General features: G+C 63.8%; 20 protein-coding genes. 12 read left to right on the forward strand and 8 right to left on the reverse strand.

Translation table 11 applies throughout. The features are described 5' to 3' along the window. Position 1: 1 nt before the first annotated feature. Entirely contained in the window at positions 2-1,648 is a 1,647-nt protein-coding gene (locus BLEFHOIH_RS13725) for an ABC transporter ATP-binding protein (RefSeq protein WP_088346375.1), read from the forward strand. Between the two features lie 60 nt (positions 1,649-1,708). Here the strand turns inward: BLEFHOIH_RS13725 and BLEFHOIH_RS13730 are convergent, their stop codons facing one another. Continuing rightward, a complete protein-coding gene (locus tag BLEFHOIH_RS13730) occupies positions 1,709-2,029 on the reverse strand; it encodes a ribbon-helix-helix domain-containing protein (protein ID WP_088346377.1) in 321 nt (106 codons plus the stop codon). A gap of 255 nt (positions 2,030-2,284) precedes the next feature. Here BLEFHOIH_RS13730 and BLEFHOIH_RS13735 point away from each other — a divergent pair, with 255 nt between their 5' ends. From BLEFHOIH_RS13735 to BLEFHOIH_RS13750, 4 genes are all read left to right on the forward strand, one after another. Further along, positions 2,285-3,316, forward strand: coding sequence for a methionine synthase (locus BLEFHOIH_RS13735; RefSeq protein ID WP_088346379.1), 1,032 nt, complete (start codon positions 2,285-2,287; stop codon positions 3,314-3,316). Between the two features lie 196 nt (positions 3,317-3,512). Further along, positions 3,513-4,547, forward strand: coding sequence for a gamma-glutamylcyclotransferase family protein (locus BLEFHOIH_RS13740; RefSeq protein WP_088346381.1), 1,035 nt, complete (start codon positions 3,513-3,515; stop codon positions 4,545-4,547). After that, a complete protein-coding gene (locus BLEFHOIH_RS13745; RefSeq protein ID WP_210191739.1) occupies positions 4,540-5,079 on the forward strand; it encodes a gamma-glutamylcyclotransferase family protein in 540 nt (179 codons plus the stop codon). The genes BLEFHOIH_RS13740 and BLEFHOIH_RS13745 overlap by 8 nt, the downstream gene beginning before the upstream one ends. Before the next feature lie 3 nt (positions 5,080-5,082). Further along, complete coding sequence (locus BLEFHOIH_RS13750) at positions 5,083-6,303, forward strand: YbdK family carboxylate-amine ligase (protein ID WP_088346385.1); 1,221 nt, start codon at positions 5,083-5,085, stop codon at positions 6,301-6,303. 38 nt (positions 6,304-6,341) lie between these two features. Here BLEFHOIH_RS13750 and BLEFHOIH_RS13755 read toward each other — a convergent pair whose 3' ends face one another. Next, complete coding sequence (locus BLEFHOIH_RS13755; RefSeq protein ID WP_088346387.1) at positions 6,342-6,821, reverse strand: hypothetical protein; 480 nt, start codon at positions 6,819-6,821, stop codon at positions 6,342-6,344. Between the two features lie 340 nt (positions 6,822-7,161). On the opposite strand from BLEFHOIH_RS13755, the gene BLEFHOIH_RS13760 reads away from it, so the two are divergent. Both BLEFHOIH_RS13760 and BLEFHOIH_RS13765 read left to right on the forward strand, forming a co-directional pair. Next, on the forward strand, positions 7,162-7,815 hold the full coding sequence (locus BLEFHOIH_RS13760) for a TetR/AcrR family transcriptional regulator (protein ID WP_245297004.1): 654 nt from the start codon (positions 7,162-7,164) through the stop codon (positions 7,813-7,815). Between the two features lie 192 nt (positions 7,816-8,007). Then, the gene (locus BLEFHOIH_RS13765; protein WP_088346389.1) at positions 8,008-9,606 is read left to right on the forward strand and encodes a gamma-glutamyltransferase family protein; all 1,599 of its coding nucleotides are present in this window, start codon (positions 8,008-8,010) and stop codon (positions 9,604-9,606) included. A gap of 157 nt (positions 9,607-9,763) precedes the next feature. On the opposite strand, the gene BLEFHOIH_RS13770 is transcribed toward BLEFHOIH_RS13765, so the two are convergent. Then, positions 9,764-11,068 carry a cyclopropane-fatty-acyl-phospholipid synthase family protein gene (locus BLEFHOIH_RS13770; RefSeq protein WP_088346417.1) on the reverse strand — a complete coding sequence of 435 codons (1,305 nt, stop codon included), beginning with the start codon at positions 11,066-11,068 and terminating at the stop codon, positions 9,764-9,766. Positions 11,069-11,368: 300 nt separating this feature from the next. Between BLEFHOIH_RS13770 and BLEFHOIH_RS13775 the strand changes: the two genes are divergently transcribed. Beyond that, positions 11,369-12,907, forward strand: a complete 1,539-nt coding sequence (locus BLEFHOIH_RS13775) for a glucan biosynthesis protein D (protein WP_088346391.1) — start codon at positions 11,369-11,371, stop codon at positions 12,905-12,907. Positions 12,908-13,144: 237 nt separating this feature from the next. Here the strand turns inward: BLEFHOIH_RS13775 and phnN are convergent, their stop codons facing one another. The 5 genes from phnN to BLEFHOIH_RS13800 form a co-directional block, all read right to left on the reverse strand. Beyond that, a complete protein-coding gene (gene phnN / locus BLEFHOIH_RS13780) occupies positions 13,145-13,771 on the reverse strand; it encodes a phosphonate metabolism protein/1,5-bisphosphokinase (PRPP-forming) PhnN (RefSeq protein WP_210191740.1) in 627 nt (208 codons plus the stop codon). Then, on the reverse strand, positions 13,764-14,906 hold the full coding sequence (locus BLEFHOIH_RS13785; protein WP_088346395.1) for an alpha-D-ribose 1-methylphosphonate 5-triphosphate diphosphatase: 1,143 nt from the start codon (positions 14,904-14,906) through the stop codon (positions 13,764-13,766). The genes phnN and BLEFHOIH_RS13785 overlap by 8 nt, the downstream gene beginning before the upstream one ends. Then, positions 14,903-15,916, reverse strand: a complete 1,014-nt coding sequence (locus tag BLEFHOIH_RS13790; protein WP_088346397.1) for a ligase-associated DNA damage response exonuclease — start codon at positions 15,914-15,916, stop codon at positions 14,903-14,905. Before BLEFHOIH_RS13790 ends, BLEFHOIH_RS13785 begins: the two co-directional genes overlap by 4 nt. A gap of 145 nt (positions 15,917-16,061) precedes the next feature. Further along, positions 16,062-16,514 carry a pyridoxamine 5'-phosphate oxidase family protein gene (locus tag BLEFHOIH_RS13795; protein ID WP_088346399.1) on the reverse strand — a complete coding sequence of 151 codons (453 nt, stop codon included), beginning with the start codon at positions 16,512-16,514 and terminating at the stop codon, positions 16,062-16,064. A 114-nt stretch (positions 16,515-16,628) separates the two neighbouring features. Beyond that, positions 16,629-17,336, reverse strand: a complete 708-nt coding sequence (locus tag BLEFHOIH_RS13800; protein WP_245297005.1) for a L,D-transpeptidase — start codon at positions 17,334-17,336, stop codon at positions 16,629-16,631. A 288-nt stretch (positions 17,337-17,624) separates the two neighbouring features. On the opposite strand from BLEFHOIH_RS13800, the gene BLEFHOIH_RS13805 reads away from it, so the two are divergent. The 4 genes from BLEFHOIH_RS13805 to BLEFHOIH_RS13820 all read left to right on the forward strand — a co-directional run bounded on the left by BLEFHOIH_RS13805 (position 17,625) and on the right by BLEFHOIH_RS13820 (position 22,644). Continuing rightward, positions 17,625-20,099 (forward strand): ligase-associated DNA damage response DEXH box helicase, encoded by a 2,475-nt coding sequence (locus BLEFHOIH_RS13805; protein WP_088346401.1) that lies wholly within the window; start codon positions 17,625-17,627, stop codon positions 20,097-20,099. Continuing rightward, positions 20,077-20,781 (forward strand): ligase-associated DNA damage response endonuclease PdeM, encoded by a 705-nt coding sequence (gene pdeM, locus BLEFHOIH_RS13810; RefSeq protein ID WP_088346403.1) that lies wholly within the window; start codon positions 20,077-20,079, stop codon positions 20,779-20,781. Before BLEFHOIH_RS13805 ends, pdeM begins: the two co-directional genes overlap by 23 nt. A 240-nt stretch (positions 20,782-21,021) precedes the next feature. Then, a complete protein-coding gene (locus tag BLEFHOIH_RS13815; RefSeq protein ID WP_088346405.1) occupies positions 21,022-22,062 on the forward strand; it encodes a Fe(3+) ABC transporter substrate-binding protein in 1,041 nt (346 codons plus the stop codon). 72 nt (positions 22,063-22,134) lie between these two features. Further along, the gene (locus BLEFHOIH_RS13820) at positions 22,135-22,644 is read left to right on the forward strand and encodes a hypothetical protein (RefSeq protein ID WP_125461704.1); all 510 of its coding nucleotides are present in this window, start codon (positions 22,135-22,137) and stop codon (positions 22,642-22,644) included. Positions 22,645-22,757 lie beyond the last annotated feature (113 nt).

Here is a 22,757-nt window from a genome sequence, read left to right on the forward strand (position 1 = left end):
CATGGCTGAAATCATCAAACCCGGCGAGACGCTGGTCGACGTGCGAAACCTCTGCGTCACCTTTCATGGCGGCGGCAAGGAGACGCGCGCGGTCAAGCACATCTCCTTCGACATCAAGAAGGGCGAGACCGTCGCCCTGGTCGGCGAATCCGGCTCCGGCAAGAGCGTCACCGCGCTCTCGGTCACGAAGCTGCTGCCTTATCCGGCGGCCAGCCATCCGACCGGCGAGATCTTCTTCAAGGGCCGCGACCTCATCAAGGCCAGCGAAGCGGAGATGCGCGAAGTGCGCGGCGGCGATATCGGCATGATCTTCCAGGAGCCGATGACCTCGCTCAACCCGCTGCATCTGGTCGGCCGCCAGGTCGGCGAGGTGCTGAAGCTGCACCAGGGCATGAGCGACGCCGACGCCCATGCCAGGACCGTCGATCTCCTGACCAAGGCCGGCATCCGCGACCCGAAAATGCGGATGAAATCCTACCCGCATCAGCTTTCGGGCGGCCAGCGCCAGCGCGTGATGATCGCCATGGCGCTCGCCAACAATCCCGATCTGCTGATCGCCGACGAACCGACCACCGCTCTCGACGTCACCATCCAGGCGCAGATTCTCGTCCTGCTGAAGCGGATCCGCGCCGAGACCAACATGTCGATGCTGCTGATCACCCATGATCTCGGCATCGTGCGCAAGATGGCCGACCGGGTCTGCGTCATGCGCTATGGCGAGATCGTCGAGCGCGGCACGGTGGAGGAGATCTTCTCCAACCCGCAGCACGAATATACCAAGCACCTGATCGCCTCCGAGCCGCGCGGCAACCCGCCCCCCGCCGACCACTCCCGGCCCGTGGTGGTCGAGGCCGACGATCTGAAGGTCTGGTATCCGGTCAAGCGCGGCCTGCTGCGCCGGACGGTCGATTACGTGAAGGCGGTCGACGGCTTATCGCTGAAGCTGCGCGAGGGCGAAACGCTCGGCGTCGTCGGCGAATCCGGGTCGGGCAAGACCACGCTCGGCCTTGCTCTCTTGCGGCTGATCTCGAGCCAGGGGCCGATCGCCTATATCGGCAAGCGCATCGACGGACTGCCCTCGCGCGAGATGCGGCCGCTGCGCCGGCACATGCAGATCGTCTTCCAGGACCCCTATGGCTCGCTGTCGCCGCGCCTCTCCGTCAGCCAGATCATCGAGGAAGGTCTCATCATCCAGAACCCGAAGATGACGCGCCAGCAGCGCCGCATCCGGGTCTCCAAGGAGATGGAGGAGGTCGGCCTCGACCCCGACACGCAGGACCGCTATCCGCATGAATTCTCCGGCGGCCAGCGCCAGCGCATCGCCATCGCCCGCGCCATGGTCTTGGAGCCGCGCTTCGTCATGCTGGACGAGCCGACCAGCGCGCTCGACGTCTCGGTGCAGGCGCAGATCGTCGATCTGCTGCGCGAATTGCAGCAGCGGCACAAGCTCGCCTATCTGTTCATCAGCCATGACCTCCGGGTGATCCGGGCGCTCGCCAACGACGTCATCGTCATGCGCGCCGGCAAGGTCGTCGAGGAAGGCATCGCCGAGGAGATCTTCAAGCGGCCGCAATCCGACTACACCCGCGCCCTGATGGCCGCCGCCTTCGACCTCGAAGTCAAGCACGAAGCCGCCGTGGCGCGCTGAGCCCGCAGCCGAAATCGAGGGCCGGAAAACGCGGCGCCCAGGCCGATTCCGCTCTCGGTCCTACCCCGTAACGCAGAGCGCCGCCGCCGGCCTAGCCGCCTCGACGGCCGGCATCCCCGCCGCCTTGTTGCCGGTGTATAGCAGGCAGCAGCAGCGCAGCAGCGACGCGAAGTTCTTCACCTCGCCGCGCGCGTCCAGCACCTCGTCGTAAAGTTTTGAGGCGAATTGCGGCATTGTCATCTTCTGGCTGGCGGCGAGTTCTTCCAGCGTGCGCCAGAACAGATGTTCCAGCCGGATCGAGGTGACATGGCCGTCGATGCGGATCGAGCGGGTTTCGCATTCGTAGTTGAGCGGGTTTTGGCCGGAAAAGATCTGGCACATGACGAGAAGCCTCCCTGACGGCGCCCTTCAAGGCCCCGACGAGGCCGGCCATGGGGCGTCCCTGTTCGATCGCCAAAGTGTAGGCAGGTTTGCAAGCCCCCGCCAATGGAATTTGGTTGCTGCACCGGATGCATGGCCGGCCAGGCCGCCGCGATTCGTTTGTCGTTAAAGGCCGGAGCCGGTAATGTTGCCTCAACGACAAAGTGGACGGCCGCTTCGAGCGCGAGCCGGCCGCCAGGACCGGGGAGGATTTTCATGCCAGCCGATCGCCTGTTTCCGACCACCATCGCCGGCAGCCTGCCAAAACCCCGCTGGCTCGCCGAGCCGGAAAAACTCTGGGCGAGCTGGCGCGCCAGCGGTGCGGAGCTGACCGACGCCAAGCAGGACGCGGCTCTCGTGTGGCTCAAGCTGCAAGAGGATGCCGGCATCGACATCGTTTCGGATGGCGAGCAGTTCCGCGTGCATTTCGTGCATGGCTTCCTGGAAAAGGTCGAGGGCATCGACTGGGCGCGGAAGACCAAGATGGGCATCCGCAACAACCGCTATGAGGCCGATGTGCCGACCGTGACCGGCCCGCTGAAGCGGCCCGTCCCGGTTCATGTCGAGGATGTGCGCTTCGTGCGGGCGCATGCCAAGCGCGGGCTGAAATTCACCCTCCCCGGCCCGATGACCATTTGCGACACCATCGCCGACGCCCATTATGGCCGCCGCGCCGACATGGCGATGGCCTTCGCCAAACTGCTGAACCAGGAGGCGCGCGAGATCGAAGCGCTCGGCGTCGACGTGATCCAGTTCGACGAGCCGGCCTTCAACGTGTTTCCCGACGACGTCCGCGAATGGGGCGTCGCCGCGCTGGAAGCGGCCGCCGAGGGGCTGCAATGCCGGACGGCGGTGCATATCTGCTATGGCTACGGCATCGAGGCCAATATCAAATGGAAGGAAACGCTCGGCTCCGAATGGCGGCAATATGAGGAGATCTTCCCGGCGCTGAACGCCAGCCGCATCCAGCAGGTCTCGCTCGAATGCCAGGGCTCGAGAGTGCCGATCTCGCTGATCCGGCTGCTGAGCGACAAGACGATTCTGGTCGGCAGCATCGATGTGGCCAATCTGGCGGTCGAGACGCCGGAAGCGGTGGCGGCCGTGCTTACCGAGGCGCTGAAACATGCCGACGCCGATCGCATCCAGGCCTGCACCAATTGCGGCATGGCCCCGCTGCCGCGCGAGGTGGCGGCGGCCAAGCTCGTGGCGCTCGCCGCCGGAGCGGAGCTGATGCGCGCGCGGCTCTGAGCGGCCGCAGCATGCCGGGATGCGCCTGGCGCTGCGAAATAGCAGGGCGGTAGACAGCAGCAGCTTTATTAGCTTACCCTGCTCTAAGCAGTATATTCAAAGGCAACATTTTCCGCTGGCCGACGCATTCGAGCATAATCGATTTTGTTACAAGTAGGAGCGGCAAAGTCGCTCGAATTTACAATTGTAAGGTGTAATGATCAAAGATTGCTACGACTTGGCAGCGAGCCGTTTTGATATAATAAGCACGATAAGCCCAACGCCGTCGGCGCCGTTACTTGAGATTGTCAGGTCGATCGCGGCGATCTCGCTTATCCTTTCCGCTATCGTTGGCGGCATTTGGGCATTGTGGCTTTACACTCGGCAAAAACGCCTGGAAAGAGCGAAATGGCAGCGACAACTTTTCAAAGACGTCTACTTAAACGCAAAGTCTTCAGATGCAAGAAATCAGCTCGAATATTTCTTCACCGAGAAAATGGCTCCAGTGCTTCAAAAGCGACTGACCAATAAAGAAATAACGCTTCGAGACACCGAAGTAACGACATTGGTGCAGCTCGACAATTTCTTGAATATATTTGAGCACACACTCTATCTCAAAGAACAGGGATTTCTTTCCGACAGCGACCTTGACGCGCTTTTTTACTATTGGTTCGACGTCATGCGATCGCCGGAGCGCGGCTTATTGCGCAGATATTTGATGGATTTCGGCTTTAAGAAGATCACCAAGCACCTAGCCTTGACCAAGGGGGCCGACGAATTCGTCTTCTTCTATGGCACCCTGAGAGACGCAGAAATGTGGAGCAAACGCTTCGAAGGAGGAGCGGCCCTTCAAAACTACATCGACCCGGCATCTGAGCGAAAAGCCCGGGTGAATGGAGAATTGCGCGCCAATGTCTCTGGAGATTTTTCATTCCCGATGCTTCGGTACACGGGCGGCAATATGGCTGACCGGCAGCGATATGTCTACGGTAGCGCTTATAAGCTTCGCGACCGCAACTCAGCATTCCGTATGACCGATAAATTCGAAAGGTTCAACGCGGAACACGATCCATCAGAAAATTTGTTCATTCGGACCTGTGTGCATGTTGAATGTTTGGGTCCGGACCTAAATAGTGCAAGCAGCGTCATCGATGCATGGATATACGTGTTCAATGGCTTCAAAATCGACGAGTTCAGGCGCGGCGAGGAAATTGCCTCGGGCCTCTGGGAAGAAAAATGTACGGTTGAGTGAGCCACATGCCGTGAAGCCGCGCGCAAATTTATCGCGGGCAAAATACGCCGATTCGCTTATAGCCAAAGGTGAGCAGGTGTCGAATGCGTGCAAGACCGCCGGCATAAGCACCGCCGCTTACTATAGATGGCGTAAGACAGCCATAGAGTATGTTTTTTTCTATGGTTCTTTGCGCCAAGGCGAGGAGGGATACATTGAACTTTCCCTCGACAAATTTCTCGATCATTTTGGGAAGGATGCCATACCCGGGGCTCTGTACGATTTGGGAAGCTACCCGGGCATCAGGTACCGGGGGCCTGATGGGCAATATAAAATCCAAGGCGAACTGTATAGAATCGTAGACAAGGCGGTCATGCCAATTCTTGACCGCTTCGAGCGATATGAGCACAAGAGAAAGTCGCTCTATCAGCGCAAATTATTTACAACGTTGAATCATGAGATTCGGGCGTGGACTTATGTCTATGTCGGGTCTGTAAAGCAGAAGCATTTAATCAAGACAGGTGATTGGCTGGAGTATAAAAGCGGAGTTTAGCGTTTGGGGATTATTCCGACGATCGGTATTGAAGAAGAGTTTTTTATTTCGCCAATATTAAGCCAGGAATTTAAACAGGCGGACGTAGCCGCCATTATCAAAAGCCTGCGCCTTCGCGTAGCCGGACGCGTAGAGGATGAATTGTTCTCGAATCAGGTTGAACTAAAATCAGGAATCTGCAGTTCGATCAGCGAAATTCGTCGGGACGTTCAGCAGAACCGAGAGGATCTAAAATCCGTCTCGGCCGATTTTAATTGCGTCGCATTCGCTTGCGGCACGCATCCATTGCAGGACTGGAGCCGAGTGCCGCGTAAAACGAGGGGGCTTCGCACCCCGGCCTACCAAACGACGATCGGCGATCGAATGGCCTGTTGCGGCATGCATATTCATCTTGGAGCCGACGAAGACTCGCGATTTGCCCTCTACAATTTCCTACGAGGCTTTCTGCCTTGCTTGCTGGCGCTGACAACGTCCTCGGCTTTTTGGGAAGGGCGGCCCACGGGGATGCTCTCCTATCGCTCCTCAATATTCGGAGGCTTGCCTCGCGGCGGCCTGCCGCCGAAGCTGACGGGCGAACAGTTCAATCGTTATATAGATCTCCTCAAGACGCATTGCGAACCGGGCGAACTTGTTCAAGGACATTGGTTTATCAGACCCACCAAACTCGGTACGGTCGAAGTCAGGATCATGGACGTTTGCCCCAGGATCGAGGACTGCGTCGCCGTAACGGCGCTTCTGCACTGCCTTGCCGTTTGTTTTTTGTCCGCGCCCGGCCGATGGCAGAGTGCTCCCAATTCCCGGCCGCGGCGGTGGCTTAGGCGGCCTAACCGGGCCGGATCGACAGTCGCTCCGCAGCTTCTTGCCGTGTTCGATGATCCGCCGCCGTACCTAGTGGCCGAAGCGATCTGGCGAGTTCAACGGGAAGGATTGCAGGCGCTGATTTTTGGTCAAAGCGACGGCAAGCTGAGCGCGTTCAATATCAGCGACATCATTGCCTTGACTTTGACGGAGCTTCAGAAGACGGCGGAGATGCTGGGATGCCACGCGGATCTGCGCCGCGTCGATGACATCATGACATACGGCACGAGCGCTCAAAGGCAGTTGAGTGAATATTCCAACTCGCTGGACACATCAAAAGACAGGGCGCGCGCGCTGGCTTCCACGCTCAGCAGCGTCTTGACTGACTTCGGCTACCGCGAGGAAGAGCTTCGCCGCCGCATCTAGGCGGCGGCTATCATTAATCGGCTCGAGCCCGCGCGATGCTAGCTCCCGCGCGCCGCGCGCCAGGCGTGATAGCGCTGTTCCTTGCCGGCGGCGTCCTCGGCTTCGAACTGCGCCCATTCCAGCGCTTCGATCTCGCGCTGGGCCATCTCGTCCCGCTCGGCCTGCAACTGGGCGAGCGTGTGATGCTGCGCATCCGCCATCCGCGCCAGCAAGGCGCGCTGCGCCGTCCCCAGCCGCGACTCGCGCATCAGCTTTTCGGTGTCCTCCGGGCTCAGCCGCGCCAGCAGCGCCGCCTTCTCCCCGGCATCCGGCGCGCGCAGCTCGGACGGCACGCTGCCCCAGGCGAGGCGATTGCAGACATTGACGATGCGCTGCATTTCGTTCTCGGCATGCAGCTTGGCGTTCGCCAGCGCGTTCGGCCGCAACACCAGACTTTCGATGGTGCGGTCATGGTCGGCCAGAATGTCGGCGCCGATCGGCTCGTCGCTGACCTGGCTCGCATCGAATTCACTGCTCATTCGGTTCCCCCTACGCCCTGCCGGCCCGCGCGCAGCCGCGTCCGGCCATCTCAATCCCTAGCAGCATCATCCGCGCCCAGAGTCAAACGCCGCCGACATCGCCGCGCCGCCCTGCGCCGGAACTGTTGCCGTGACAGCACCCCGGATCGTCTCCCGCCGCCAATCGAGCGGGGCCCGCATCGCCGCGTGAAGGCCGCGCCGGGACGCGCCCGGTTTTTCTTGATCCGCCAATCGCCAAGGTGTTTTGCTGTCGGTTCCGAAATTTGTCTGTATCATGGCATTCTCAGAATGTGAGTAATACTCATATTCAAGCCGCAGAGCAACGCCTATCGGATCACGCATGAGCCAGGACAAGTCCAATCGCTCGCCCATCGGGGATGCCCCGGCGATGCTGCGCCGCAAGCCCATGCAGCAGCGCAGCCGCGACCGCGTCGAGCGCATGCTGTCGGCTGCGGTGCAACTGATCGAGCGCGACGGCAGCGACGCGCTGCGCATGAACGATCTGGCTGAAATAGCGGGCGTTTCGATCGGCTCGCTCTATCAATATTTCCCCGACAAGGCGGCCATCGTGCGCAGCCTCGCCGAGCGCTCGAACCGCGAAGGGCGCGCCTGCATCGAGGGCGCACTCGCGCCGGTCCGCACCGATGCGCAGTTCCGCGCCGCCTTCGCCCGGCTGATCGACATCTATTACGGCATCTTCCTCGACCGCCCGGTGATGCGCGACATCTGGTCCGCCACCCAGGCCGATGCCCGCCTGAGGGCGTTCGAGCTAACCGAGAGCCGCGCCAACGGCGCTATCGTCGCCGATACCCTGGCCCGGCTTCGCCCCGACGCCGACCGCGCCCGGCTGGAAACGGCCGCCTTCTTCGTGATGTCGCTCGGCGAGGCGACGATGCGGCTGGCGATCTCGGTCGACCGCAAGGAAGGCGCGGACCTGGTCGAGATCTACAAGCGCATGGCGCTTGACGCGCTGCAGGCAGCGCTGGACGAATAGCCTTGCGGCAGTTATGTCCCCGCCGCCTCTTGCGAAATCGCGAATAAATCGCATCTCCAAGGGGGCTGGCGCTCGGCTTTCCGATGCGGCGTATGGCGCAGGGTCGACAGCACGGCCGATCATGCCAAGATGGGGCATTCTCTTCCGGGGCGCCCACCGCACGCGCTCCGGCCCAATGCTCAAGGAGCCTGCATGTCTCTCGGCGCAGCCACACTCTATCCCTCCAGGCGCTCCCCCGTTCTGGCGCGCAACATGGTCGCAACCTCGCAGCCGCTCGCGGTGCAGGCGGGCGTCCGCATGCTGCTGAAGGGCGGCAACGCCGTCGACGCCGCGCTGGCCGCCGCCATCACCCTGACCATCGTCGAGCCGACCGGCAACGGCATCGGCTCCGACGCCTACGCCATCATCTGGGACGGGCAGCAATTGCATGGGCTGAACGCGGCGGGCCGCTCGCCGGCCGCCTGGTCGCCGGAACGCTTTGCCGGGCAGACGGCGATGACGCAGCGCGGCTGGGATTCGGTGACGGTGCCGGGCGCGGTCTCGGCCTGGCGCGCCATGTCGGAGAAGTTCGGCAAGCTGCCTTTCGCCGCTTTGTTCGAGCCCGGCATCGATTATGCAAGGCGCGGCTTTGCCGTCTCGCCGCTGATCGCCGAGCTTTGGGGACGCGGCGCGGCGCTGCTGAAGGACAAGCCGGGCTTCGCCGAGGCCTTCATGCCGGGCGGCCGGGCGCCCAAAGCGGGTGAGATGTTCGTCAACCGGCCCGCCGGCGACACGCTGGAAGCCATTGCCGAGACCAAGGGCGAGGCCTTCTACCGGGGCATCTATGCGGAGAAGATCGCCGCCCATGCCGCCGAACATGGCGGAGCGCTTACCGCCGACGATCTCGCCGCCCATAATCCCGAATGGGTCGGCACCATCAGCCAGCGTTTCGGCGATGCGATCCTGCATGAGATTCCGCCGAGCGGCCAGGGCATCGCCGCGCTGATGGCGCTCGGCATCCTCGCCCATTGCCGTCTCGACCGCTACGGCCCTGACGATCCGGAAGCGCTGCATCTGGAAATCGAGGCGATGAAGCTCGCCTTCGCAGACGCCCGCGCCTATGTCGCCGATATCGACCACATGCGGGACGTGACCCCCGCGCAATTGCTCAGCGAGGACTATCTCGCGAGCCGCGCCAAGCTGATCCGCGAGGACATCGCCCAGCAATTCGACGCGGGCGAGCCGAACCGCGGCGGCACGGTCTACATCACGGCGGCGGATGAAAGCGGCATGATGGTGTCGCTCATCCAGTCGAACTATATGGGCTTCGGCTCGGGAATCGTGGTGCCGGGCACGGGCATCAGCCTGCAAAATCGCGGCGCGGGATTCGTGCTCGACCCGGGCCACCCCAATCAGGTCGCGGGCGGCAAGCGGCCGTTCCACACCATCATCCCCGGCTTCCTGATGGCGCCCGGTAACCAGCCGCTGATGAGTTTCGGCGTGATGGGCGGTCCGATGCAGGCGCAGGGCCATGTGCAGATGGTGCTGCGGACGCAGCTCTGGGACCAGGACGTGCAAACCGCCGCCGACGCCCCCCGCTGGCAGTTCCTCACCGGGCGCGAGGTCGCGGTCGAATCCGCGATGGCGCCGGCGACCATCGACGCGCTGCGGGCGAAGGGGCACACCATCCTGGTCGAGACGCCGGACCAGACCAATTTCGGCTTCGGCGGCGCGCAACTGATCGCGAAGTCCGGCGAGGTCTATATCGGCGGCTCCGATCCCCGGAAGGATGGCTGCGCGATCGGGTATTAGGGGAGGGAGACCCCTCCGCTGCCGCAGATCCACCTCTCCCTTGGGAGAGGTCGGCGCGCAGCGCCGGGTGAGGGGTTCGTGAGTCAAAGGTGAGGCACCAACCCCTCACCCTAACCCTCTCCCCAGGGAGAGGGAATCAGTCCGCGAAGTTCCGGCGCTAGCGGTACAAATCCGCCCGCGTCGGCGGCAAGGGGGCCGGACCCTTGGCGCTCTTCGACACCAGCGTCTGGAAAATCCGCGCGGTGCCGCGCGTGAAAGCCAGCGAACAGCCGGCCAGATAAGCCACCCAGATCCGGTAGGTTTCCTCGCCGACCAGCGCCACCGCTTCCTCGCGCCGCGCCGTCAGCCGCTCGCACCAATGGCGCGTCGTGCGCGCGTAATGCTGGCGCCAGGCCTCGACATCATGCACTTCGAAGCCCTGCTGCTCCATCGACGCCACGGTATGGCCGATATCGTCCAGTTCGCCGCCGGGGAAAATATACTTCAGCAGCGCGCGCTGCTCCGGACGCTGCGAAAAGCGCCGCTTCTTCTTCTTCGCCTTGCGCGAAATCGCGTGGTTGAGGAACAGACCGTCCGGCGCCAGCAGGCCGCGCACCGTGGAGAGATAGCGCGGAATATTGGCGACGCCGATATGCTCATACATGCCGATCGAGGCGATCTTGTCGTAAGTGCCCGTCAGGTCGGCATAATCCCGGATCTCGACCGTCACCAGACCTTGCAGGCCGCGCGACGCGATGCGCTCGCGGGCCAACTCGAGTTGCGCATCCGAGAGCGTAATGCCATGGGCACGCACGCCGAAATGCTCGGCGGCGTAGCAGACGAGGCCGCCCCAGCCGCAGCCGATGTCGAGGAAGCGCTCACCCGGCCGCAGCCGCAGCTTGCGGCAGATCATCTCCAGCTTGTCGCGCTGGGCGTTCTCCAGCGTATTGTCCCAATCGGTGAAGTAACCGCAGGAATATTGCATCATCGGGTCGAGAAAGAGCCGGTAGAACGCGTTGCCGACATCGTAATGGAACTTGATGAAATCGCGGTTCTGCGCCTTGGCGCGGCCCTCGCCGACCTCATCGCCGCCAAAATCGCGCGAGCGGTCGAGCTTGGCGCCGGGGGCGAACAGGAAGGGCCAGAGGCTTTTCAGCAGCGTCTTCTTGTCGAGCCGCTTCAGATTCTTGCGCCCGCCATCGCCGAACTGCTCGCCCAGGTCAATGAGCGTGCCGCCCTCGATGCCGATCTCGCCATGCGCGTAGAGCCGGATCAGCCGGTCGAGCGTTGGCCGCCTGACCAGCGAGGCGATCACCCCCGGCTGCGCGATGCTGATGGCAAGCCCGTCCGCCGGGCGCGTGCCGAGCGGCGTCAGCGAGCCGTCCCACAGCCGCACGGCGACGGCGACATCCAGGTGCCGGCCCAATTCGGCGACGAGATCCTTGGCGGCCTGAAGCTGCCGGTCTGCAGGGGTCTGGAGCATGCGGGAGCGAACCACATTCATGAGGCGGGAACAAGAAAACTGTTTCCGAGAATAACCGAAATCGTCGTGCGCACCACGGCTTAGGTGAAGCGGCGCAAGCCGGGCGCGCCATCTTGTCCCGCTGGCGGCAACGATCCATTCCTCTATGAGTTTTCCATAGCGGCGGGAGCAGGGGTTACCAATTGGCCATTGCCGATCCCGCTCCAGTTGCGCATATGTCTGGGGCGGCCGACGCGCCGGAGGGGTCACGCCGGGCGCCATTCACAATGGCCCCGCATAGGGATAGCGATTTTTGCCGAGATGATAACACGACGGACGATTCTCTCGGGCGGGGCGGCCTTGCTCGCCGCCGCCGCTTTGAACCCTGGTGAAGCGCACGCGTCGCTGACCTATGGGCCGCCGGTGAAATTCAGCTGGGACGCACTGCAATCCTGGGCCGAGGCGGTCGCGGCGCGGCCCTATGATCCGCATATTCCGCATCATAAGGACATTATCGAGCGCCTCGACTACGACATGTTCCAGCAGATCCGCTACCGCAAGGACGCGCAGATCATGCCGGGGCCGAATTCCTACCCGGTCGAGCTGTTCCATGTCGGCAAATATTTCCAGGAGCCGGTGCGGATGTTCCTCGTCCAGAACGGGGACTCGCGCGAAATCCTCTACACGCCCGAGCTGTTCACCTATGGCGAGGCCGATTTCGCCAAGGTGCTGCCGATGGAGACCGGCTTTGCCGGCCTGCGCGCCATGCGCTCCAAGGACGAACCGGACTGGATCTCCTTCCTCGGCGCCTCCTATTACCGAACCACCGGCGAGACGCCGCAATATGGCCTCTCGGCGCGCGGGCTGGCGATCAATACCGGCATGCCCTATCCGGAGGAATTCCCGCGCTTCACCCATTTCTGGATCGAGGCGCTGGAGGGCGCGGACGGCATTGGCATCTACGCCCTGCTCGAGAGCCCGAGTGTCACCGGCGCCTACCGCATCCGCGCCATCCGCGACAAAGGCGCCATCACCGAGGTCGATCTGGTGATTTACGCGCGCAAGGATGTCGAACGGCTCGGTATCGCGCCGATGTCCAGCATGTTCTGGTATGGCAAGAACAACCGTCGCCAGGGCGGCGACTGGCGGCCGGAAATCCACGACAGCGACGGGCTGGCGATCTGGAGCGGCTCGGGCGAGCATATCTGGCGTCCGCTCAACAACCCGCCGGTGGTCAAGCTCAGCTCGTTCATCGACAAGGCGCCGAAGGGTTTTGGCCTGATGCAGCGCGAGCGCCGCTTCGAAGCCTATGAGGATGACGGCGTGTTCTACAACCGGCGGCCCTCCGTCTGGGTCGAGCCGGTCGGCGACTGGGGCGAGGGCGCGGTGCAATTGCTGGAAATTCCGACGCGGGACGAGACCGAGGACAATATCGTCGCGCTGTGGAATCCGAAGGCGCCGTTCACGGCCGGCAGCCGCGTCGCAATGAGCTACCGGGTCTATTGGCGGCTCGACAATCCGTTTCCGGGCGCCGCCGGGCGGGTGGTCGCCACGCGCCGGGGGCTTGGCGGGCGGCCGGGCCAGCACCGCAAATCGGACGCGACAAAATATGTGATCGATTTCGAGGGCGGCGATCTCGGCGAGCTGGACAATAAAAGCGGCGTCAAGCTGCGTCTCAGCGCCAGCCGGGGAACCACCGATCTCGTCTCGGCCTACCGGGTTGTCGATACGCCGCGCTGGCGGGCGATGTTCGACTTCACGCCCGATGGCCCCGAGGCCGCCGATCTGCGCGCCTATCTCGATCAGGACGGCAAGGCGCTGACCGAGACCTGGATGTATCAGCATGTCGAGGGGGCTTAAGTCGGAGGGATTCTTTCCGAAATCACCCATCTGGGTGATGTGCGGGCCAACCGACCGACTATAGTAGTAGGCGTTGGTCCGATATCGGACGAGAGATAATACTGAAAATCATACCCTCACCCCGGGATTCTTGCGAAATAAAATTCTCTAAACTCGAGCCCCGGCCCTCAAAAGCTGGGGCTCAGCCGTTTTGGCGAAGCAACCCAGCGGTTACCTCGGAAGAGGTGGGGTAGGAGGCTACTCCGCCGCGGGTTTCGCCGTTTCGCCGATGATCCCGGTGAAGGCGGCGATGCCATCGTCCAGCGCGCCAGAATTGTCGAGCACCCTCACCCGGTCCGCCGCCGGGATCTGGATTTGCGCGGCGCGTTCCAGCCGCTGGCCGATCGCCGCATCCGTTTCGCGGCCCCGGGCTTGCAGCCGCAACCGCAACACCTCCGGCCGCGCCGTCACCAGCACCACCTGGGTGTTCGGCCATTTCGCCAGCGCCTCGCCGACGGCGCGGCGGGAGATGTTCATGATGACGGTCTTGCCCGCCTCCAGGGCGCCGACGATCTCCGCCGTGATGCCGTAATGCAGCCCATGCGCCTGCCAGGCGAGGAAAAAGCCGCCCGCCTCGGCGATGCGGGCAAATTCCGCCTCGGAGACGACCCGGTGCCGCTCGCCGGTCTGGTCGTCGCGGGTGATGACGCGCTCCCAGAACACCACCGACGGGTCATGCCGGAAGACGCTGCGGGCGGCGTCGATCAGCGTGTCCTTGCCGGCGCCCGACGGTCCGGCGACGAGAATCAGGCGGCCGGGCGCGGATGCGTGCAAGGGCTGCGCCGCCTCCGGCCCCTCACCCTGGCCTGGCCGGGGCTCATGCAATCTTGCGGCCTCCCCGCCAGACATCGCGGATGACCGGCGCCTTCCTGGTCTCGCGGAAGCGGACCAGATCGGCGCGCAGGCCGATGCCGATTTCACCCCGGTCGTCGAGCCCGACCGCGCGGGCCGGATTGCGCGTCACCGTGGCGACGGCCTGCGGCAGATCGATGCCCTCGACCGTCTGCGCCAGCAGCAGCGCGCCGTAAAGCAGCGAGCCCGGCACGTAATCGCTGGAGAGGATGTCGAGCACGCCGTGCTGGCCGAGTTCGCGCGCCGACACATTGCCGGAATGCGACTTGCCGCGCACGATGTTCGGCGCGCCCATCAGCACTTGCAGGCCCGCCCGGTGCGACGCAGTCGCCGCCTCGACCGTGGTCGGGAACTCGGCGATCGCCATGCCGTCGCGCGCGGCTTCCTCGACATGCGGGATGGTGGCGTCGTCATGGCTGGCCAGCTTCAGACCGCGATCCCTGGCGAAGCGCACCACGGCCTCGCGGTTGCGCGCGCTGTGATTGCGCTGATCTTCCTCGCGCTGGGCGATGAAGCTCTTCAGCTCCTCGTCGGTCATGCCGAACTTGCCCTGATAATATTCGACATAGCGGTTGATGTCGGTGAACTGGCGCTGCCCCGGCGTGTGGTCCATCACCGAGAGCAGCCGCAGGCGCTTGTAGTCCATCAGCGGCTCGAGCAGGTCGATCATGCCGGAATAGCTGATCTCGCAGCGCCAGTGGAAATAGTGGTCCGCCTTCAGCGCGCCGTCGGCCATCTGCTCCTCGACGGCGTCGCTCATCTCGTTCAGCAGCTTGACCCGCGCCGTCCGGCTGTGCACTTCGCCGACGCAGAGTGCGTTGAATACGGTGGTGATGCCGGCGGCGGCGATTTCGCGGTCATGGCCGAGCACGGCGGCGTCGCACGGCCAGTAGGTGGCCGGGCGCGGCGTGACATGGCGCTCCAGATTGTCGGTATGCAGCTCGATCAGGCCGGGGATGACGATGTCGCCCTCGCAATCGATGGCGGAGGCGAGCTGCGAGCGGGTTTCGGAAATGTCGGTGATGACGTCGCCGCGCGAGGCGAGCGTGCCGTGGATGACGCGGTCGCCGAGAACCAGGCGGGCATTGGTCAGTATCGTTTCGCTCATTCGCCTTCATCTTCCTCATAGCCGAGCAGCGACAGCGCCCGCGCCTTCATGCCATGCAACGCCGCGTAGTGCACCAGCGCTTCCTCGCGGCCATGTGTCACCCAGATCTCGCTGGCGCCGGTCTCCGCCATGGTCCGGGTCAGGTCGTCCCAATCCGCGTGATCGGAAATCACCAGCGGCAATTCGACCAGCCGCTGCTTCGCGCGCGCGCGAATCTGCATCCAGCCGGATGCCGCGCAAGGGACCGGATCGGGCAGCCGCCGCGACCAGCGGTCCGAGGTGGCGCTCGGCGGCGCCAGCACGATCTCGCCGCGCAAATCGGCCTTTGCCACGCCCGCGGCGGGCCGGATGTCTCCCAATGCGATCCCCATCGCCTCATACGCATCGCAGAGGCGGATCAGCGCCCCATGCAGATAGACAGGACGATCATAGCCTGCCCTGCGCAATTCCGCGATCAGCCGCTGACATTTGCCCAGCGCATAAACGCCGACCAGATGACAGCGATCGGGGAAGATAGCACGCGATTTTAACAGTTTTTCGACTTCGGTTTCGACAGGCGGATGACGGAATACGGGAAGACCGAAAGTCGCCTCGGTTATGAACACATCGCACTTGACGAGTTCGAAACCCGCGCAGGTGGGATCGGCATGCCGCTTATAATCGCCCGAGACGACCGCGCAGGCCCCGCCATGTTCGATGAGAATCTGCGCGCTGCCGATAATGTGCCCGGCGGGGAAGAGCGTGATGCGGGCGTCGCGGCAGTCGATGATCTCGCCATAGGCGGCGGCCTGGCGGCTGGCGGTGAAATTCTCGCCGTAGCGGACAGCCATGATGTCGAGCGTTTCGGCCGTCGCCAGCACGGCGCCATGGCCGGAGCGGGCATGGTCGGAATGGCCATGGGTAATGATCGCCCGGTCGACGGGGCGCGTCGGGTCGATATAGGCGCCGGCGGGCGCGCAATAGAGGCCCTCGGGGCGGACTTCGAGCCAGTGTTTGGGGTGGGTGCTCACGGGGGATAGATAAGCGCAGCCGCTATGAACGCCAACCGTCAGCTAACGCCGTGTTCCCCCGCGCGTGATCATTTGAGGTGGATCGTCAGGCGCGACGCACCCACTGATCGTCATTCCTGCGAAGGCGGGAACGACAACCGAGCCCTCAGCAGGTGACGAGATCGGTGTGGCCAAAGCCTTTCGAATAGTCCAGCACGGAGATGACCTGGGGGATCAGGCGGAAAATGCGGACATCGCCGGGCGTCGGCATCGGCACCGGAAGGTTGACCTGCTCGGGATATTTCAGCGGCATCAGGCTCAGCACCCTGGCCGCCTCGACCGGATCGGTGACCTCTTGCGCGCGCGCCGCCATGGAGAGCCCGGCGATCGCCATCAGGTCCGGCGTGTCGTGATCGATGGTCAGCGACACACGGTTATCCCTGGCCAAATTCGCTGCCTTCTGGCTGTCCAGGCCGCAGAGGAAATACAGCGTGAGCCCTTCGCTGACATAGCCGACGGTCGTCGCCTGCGGCCAGCCATCCGGCCTCAGCGTGGCGATGGTCATAATGCGGTGCTGTTCCAGCAGGCTCAAGATTTTCTGTTTGATCTGTTCGTCCACCGCGTCGCCTCCATGATCAAAACGGGCTATCCGTCATGATATGGCGGCCGGCGCGCGGAGCGTTGACCCAGGTCAATCAGAGGTGCGGCGCCGCAAGACGCAGTCGCGGCGCCCTCACTGCGCCGCGCTCACCCGACCGCCGCCATATTGCGACACGACCCGCACCCGCGTGCCGACCCCGGCCAGCGTCGCCAGATGCGTCACATGCTGGTTCATCATGCGGAAACAGCCGGAGGACGAGGCCCGCCCGATCGACTTCGGGTCGTTCGTGCCGTGAATGCGGTACAGGGTATTGCCCAGATACAGCGCCTTCGCACCGAGCGGATTGTTTATGCCCCCGGTCATGGTGATCGGCAGGCCCGACTGGCGCTGGCGCATTTCGGCGGGCGGGTTCCAGTCCGGCCAGGCGGCGATCCGGCTGATGGTCTCGCTGCCGGTCCAGGCAAAACCCTCGCGGCCGACGGAGATCGGGTATTCATAGGCCTGATTGCCCGGCAACACATAATAGAGCCGGCGTCCGCCGGTATCGATGATGATCGTGCCGGGGGTCTCCGCCTTGGTCAGCGCGATGATCGGCGGCACTTCGGGCACGATCTCGGGACGCGGCCCGCCCTGCGCATAAGGCGGGTAGCTGATCACATATTGCGTCCGGCGCGCCTCCCGCTCGCGCTCCAGGCGCTGCTGCTCGCGCAAGACGTCGCTGCGGAAGACCGGCTTGCTGCCGTCGAGCCAGCTATCCTGCGCGGCCGCCGGGGGAGCGGCCGCGAGCATCGTCGCGGACCATAAAACCGCACCGATCGATGCGACGCGCAGGCTGATCACTTGATCCCATCCCCTCATAAAACCGGCTTTCAGTAGTAAGTGCCTGTCCCCGGGCGCTGCCGGCCGAAGCCGCAACCCATCACCCGCCTAAACATTTATGCGCCGGTTAAGTTCTGCTTAACCGCGAATTCGTTCCGCCATCCGCTCCAGATTAGGGGGCTGCCCCCAACGCCCGGTGAACGGAAACCCTTGCCGCCGCTGCATGGCGATTCCGGATGACCGGCTTTATATAAGCGGGAACGCTCATCGCGGCGACGGTTTAGTGCTCGGCGGCGGAACAAAAATCGCATGGACAAAGTATTGACACGGGCGCGGGCCAATGCCGTCCCCGACTATGTCGAGCGCTGGTTCGCGGGCAAGGGCTGGGAGCTGCGCGATTATCAGCGCAAGATGGTCGAAGCCTTCGGCAAGCGCCGCTCGACGCTGCTGGTCGCCCCGACCGGCGGCGGCAAGACCTTGTCCGGTTTCCTGCCCTCGCTGATCGACATCCACGAGACCCGGGCGAAGGGCCTGCACACGCTCTATATCTCGCCGCTGAAGGCGCTCGCCAACGACATCGAGCGCAATCTGCACCGGCCGATCGAGGAGATGGGCCTCAGCGTCACCGTCGAGAGCCGCACCGGCGACACGCCCGCGGGCAAGCGCAAGCGCCAGCGCGAGCGGCCGCCCAACATCCTGCTGACGACGCCGGAGTCGATCATGCTGATGCTGTCCTTCCCGGATGCGCGCAAGCTGTTCGCCAATGTCCGCTCGGTGATCGTCGACGAGGTGCACAGCTTCGCCCCGACCAAGCGCGGCGATTTCACCGCGCTGGCCCTCGCCCGCCTCGCCGAATTTGCGCCGGACCATATCCGCTTCGGCCTCTCCGCCACCGCCGCGCATCCGGAAAACCTTGCCGCATGGCTTGGCTTTGCCGGCCGGCCCGCAACGCTGCTGAAGGCCGGGCTGAACGCCAAGCCGAATATCCGCATCATGCGGGCGCGCAAGGTGATGCCCTATGGCGGCTTCCTGTCGCAATATGCGGTGCCGGACATTTACGACGCGATCCGGGCGACCAGGAGCTGCATCGTCTTCGTCAACACCCGCGCCCAGGCGGAAATGCTGATGCAGATGCTGTGGACGGTGAACGACGATTCGCTGCCGATCACCGTCTATCACGGCAGCCTCAACCGGGAGCAGAGGCGGCGCACCGAGGCGATGATGGCGGCGGGCAAGCTGCGCGCCGTGGTGGCGACCGCCGCGCTGGAGCTGGGCATCGACTGGGGCGACGTTGATCTGGTCATCCAGGTCGGCGCGCCCAAGGGCGTCAGCCGGCTGTTGCAGCGCATCGGCCGCTCGAACCACCGCATGGACGTGCCGAGCGAGGCGCTCTTGGTGCCGTCGAACCGCTTTGAGAGCCTGGAATGCCAGGCGGCGATGAACGCTATCGCGCGCGGCGTGCTCGATGGCGACGAGCCGGTGGACGGCTCGCAGGACGTCGTCATCCAATACATCGTCAATTGCGCCTGCGGCGAGAGCATCCACCCGGACGAGATCTTTGCCGAGGTTACGGGCACGGTGCCCTATAAAATGCTGGCGCGCGAGGATTTCGACCGGCTGTTCCGCTTCGCCGTCAATGGCGGCACTGTGCTGTCGAACTATGAGCGCTATCTGCGGCTGCGGCCCGTGGAGGATGGACGCTACGTTGCCGCCACGAACATGGTGCGGCGGCGGCATCGGATGAATATCGGCGTCATCGTCGAGGCGGCGCGGCTGAAGGTGATGAAGCTCAACAAGACCGGCAAGACCGGCCGCATCCTCGGCGAGGTCGAGGAAGGTTTTGCGCAAGGGCTGACGCCGGGCGACACCTTCATGTTCGCGGGCGAGTTGCTGTCCTTCGCCCGCATCCGCGATCTTGTCGTCGAGGCGCGCCCGGCCACTGGCGGCGGCGAGCCGAAAATCCCGGCCTATGCGGGCGGCAACATGCCGCTCTCCACCTTCCTCGCCGATGGCGTCCGCCATGTGCTGAGCACGCCGTCGAGCTGGCGCAAGCTGCCCGCCGAAACGCGCGAATGGCTGCGTCTGCAACAGGATTTCTCGATCATCCCGCCCGAGGACACGCTGCTCATCGAGCATTTTCCGCGCGGCCGGCTGTTCCATACCGTCTTCTATACGTTCGAAGGCCGCCTTGCCGGGCAGACGCTCGGCCTCCTGCTCACCCGCCGCATGGAGCGGCAGGGCTTCAAGCCCGTCAGCTTCACCGTCACCGATTACGGCCTTGCCATCGCGACGCTTGAGACCATCCCCGAGGAGGAGGCCAAGGCGCTGCTCTCCCCCGACATTCTCGGCGACGATTTGGAGGAATGGATCATGGACGCCGCCATGCTGCGCCGCTCCTTCCGCCATGTCGCCATCGTCGCCGGGCTTGCCGAACAGCAGCATGTCGGGCAGCGCTCGACCGTGCGCCAGCTCACGGTGAATACCAATCTGATCTATGACGTGCTGCGCCGCCACGAGCCCGATCACATCCTGCTCACCGTCGCCCGGCGCGACGCCGAACGCGAGCTGCTGGACTTGAAGCGGCTTTCCGATATGCTCCTGCGCTTTCAGGGGCGGCTTTTGTATCATGGGCTCGACCGTGCCTCGCCGCTCGCCATTCCGGTGCTGACCGAAGTGCGGACCGAACAGGTCCGCGGCGCCGGCGTCGAGGCTTTGCTGGCCCAGGCCAGCTTGGCCCTCGATGCAGAGCAAATGATCGAGGATGTTCGTGCTGCCCTCGCCTAGACCGTCGCCGTGCCAGACCCAGATCGAAACCGTATTCGCCGGCCGGACCATTGTCCTGGATGCCTGCGGCGCGCTGTTTCTGGCCGATGACGACATCCTTGTCGTCTCGGACCTGCATCTGGAAAAGGGCTCCTATTTCGCCGCGCGCGGCAATCCGATCCCCCGCCACGACACGCGCGACACGCTGATGCGGCTCGCGGCGGCGGTCGATTGCTACCGGCCGCGCTTGGTGATCTGCCTTGGCGACAGTTTCCACGATGTGCGGGCAGGCGAGCGGATCGCGCGGGCGGACGCGGCTTTGCTGGCGGATATCGTCGCCTCGGTCGCGGACTGGGTCTGGCTGCGCGGCAATCATGACCCGGACATCGCACCCGGCTTTCGCGGACGCGTCGCCGATGCGCATATCGCAGGGCCGGTGAATTTCTGCCACCGGCCCGAGGACGGGCTGCCGCCGCTGATCGCCGGGCACTATCACCCCAAGCGCCGGATGCGGCTGGTCGGCCAGCATATCTCGGCGCCCTGCTTCGTGCTCAGCCGCGACCGGCTGCTGATGCCGGCCTTCGGTGCTTATGCCGGCGGACTCAGCACAAATGACGAGGCAATTGCCGGTTTATTTGCAGATCAGCCCTGCCAGCATGTGCTGATATATCGCAATAAGCTCTGGGCTTTTGCGCAAACCTAGGCTAGTCTTAAATTCTTCTTCAGGCGCCCAATTAGAATCATTCTAAACACAATTTAGAACCATTCTAAGCTGCGGAATTATTTTGGCTTTTCTGCCCTGCAGCCCTCCCAAATCGCCCATTAAATCTTGACAGAGCGTGTCGGGATTAGCTTTTCTTTATGTGGCATCGGTCGCGCGCGCCGACCCGCGTGCGGTGCTGCCCGGCCTTTGGCTCGTTTTGTCTAGTGGAGGATTAAAAATATGAAATCCAATTCATTCCGCAGCCTCGGTGGCGCGGTTCTTTTGGCGGCCGCCGCGTCCCCTGCCATGGCGCAAGGCACGGACGTCAACGTCTACTCGCTGCGCCAGACCTCCCTGATCCAGCCCCTGCTGGACGCCTTCACCGCCAAGACCGGCATCAAGACCAATGTGATTTTCGCCCAGAACGGCCTGATCGAGCGCATCGCGGCCGAGGGTGCCGCAAGCCCCGCCGACGTGCTGCTGACCGCCGATATCGGTTTTCTCACCGCCGCCGTCGACCAGGGCATCACCCAGCCGATCAAGTCGAGCGTGGTCGAGGCTAATATCCCCGCCACCTATCGCGATCCCGCAGGGCAGTGGGTCGGGCTGACGGCGCGCGCCCGCGTCGTCTACGCCTCCAAGGACCGCGTCAAGCAGGACACGATCAGCTACGAAGAACTCGCCGATCCGAAATGGAAGGGCAAGATCTGCGTCCGCTCCGGCCAGCACGCCTATAATCTCGCCCTGCTCGCCTCGATCATCGCGCATAAGGGCGAAGCGGCGGCCAAGAGCTGGATCCAGGGCGTGAAGCAGAATCTGGCCGCCAAGCCCGCCGGCGGCGACCGCGAGCAGGCCAAGGCGATCTTCTCCGGCCAATGCGACATAGCGCTCGGCAACACCTATTACATGGCGCTGATGGCGACCAACGATAAGCAGCCCGAGCAGAAGGAATGGGCGAAGTCCGTCAAGGTGCTGTTCCCGGATGCGGCGACCAGCGGCACGCATGTCAACATCTCCGGCGTCGTGCTCGCCAAGAACGCGCCGAACAAGGACAACGCCATCAAGCTCGTCGAATTCCTGACCTCCGACGAGGCGCAGAAGCTCTATGCCGAGCTGAATGACGAATATCCGCTGAAGCAGGGCGTGGCGCTGTCGCCGGTCGTCCAGTCCTGGGGCGAGCTGAAGCCCGACCCGCTGCCGCTCTCGGATATCGGTAAGAATCGCAAGCGCGCCTCCGAACTGGTCGACGAAGTCGCCTTCGATCAGGGGCCGAGCACTTGAAGGATCCGTGCGGGGAGCGGCCGCGCATCGGCCGCCTCTCCCCGCGCTTGTTGTGACGAACTGGAGTAGGGAATGGCCAAAAAGGCGTTTCAACCTGGCTGGACACACCGACCCGATCTGCATGACGGGACGGCAGACATGACGCTGAAGAGCGAGGCGCTGGTCGGTTTCGGCTTCCGCTGCTGGCTGAGCGGCTATCAGAGCGGCAACATCCAGGCTTGGGAAAATTGCTGGGTGCATTATTGCCGCGAGCTCGGCAGCCGCCGCGCGCGCGAGGCGATGACCGATCTGTCGAGCTGGGTGCATTCGGTACGCAGCCATGCCGTGCGCGACATCGAGCTGATGGCCCCCGGCTGCGCTTCCTTCTGCCGCGACGAGCGTTTGGCGATCTCGCTGGTGGCCGCGAGCCAGCATCATGGCTGTCCGGCGCTGCGGGCCTGCGCCGTGGCGCTGCTGGGCTCGGAACAGGTCGAGCCGGTGCTCCGGACCGCCCAGCATTTCGCCATCACGCTGGAGACGGCCGGGATCGCCTTCGACGCCAGCCGCCGGGCCGAGCCGCCGATGCCGGTGGCGTTCAACTAGGCCACCTCTCCCCATTGCGATGCGCCAAAAATAAAGGCCGCTTCCTTGGAAGCGGCCTTAAGTGTTTGCAGGGTTTAAAGGGGGGTGAGAGGGCGGGCCGATGGGGGCATTGG

Origin of the sequence: Rhodomicrobium sp. R_RK_3 (assembly GCF_002198715.1) — a bacterium.
Taxonomy (GTDB): domain Bacteria; phylum Pseudomonadota; class Alphaproteobacteria; order Rhizobiales; family Rhodomicrobiaceae; genus R-RK-3.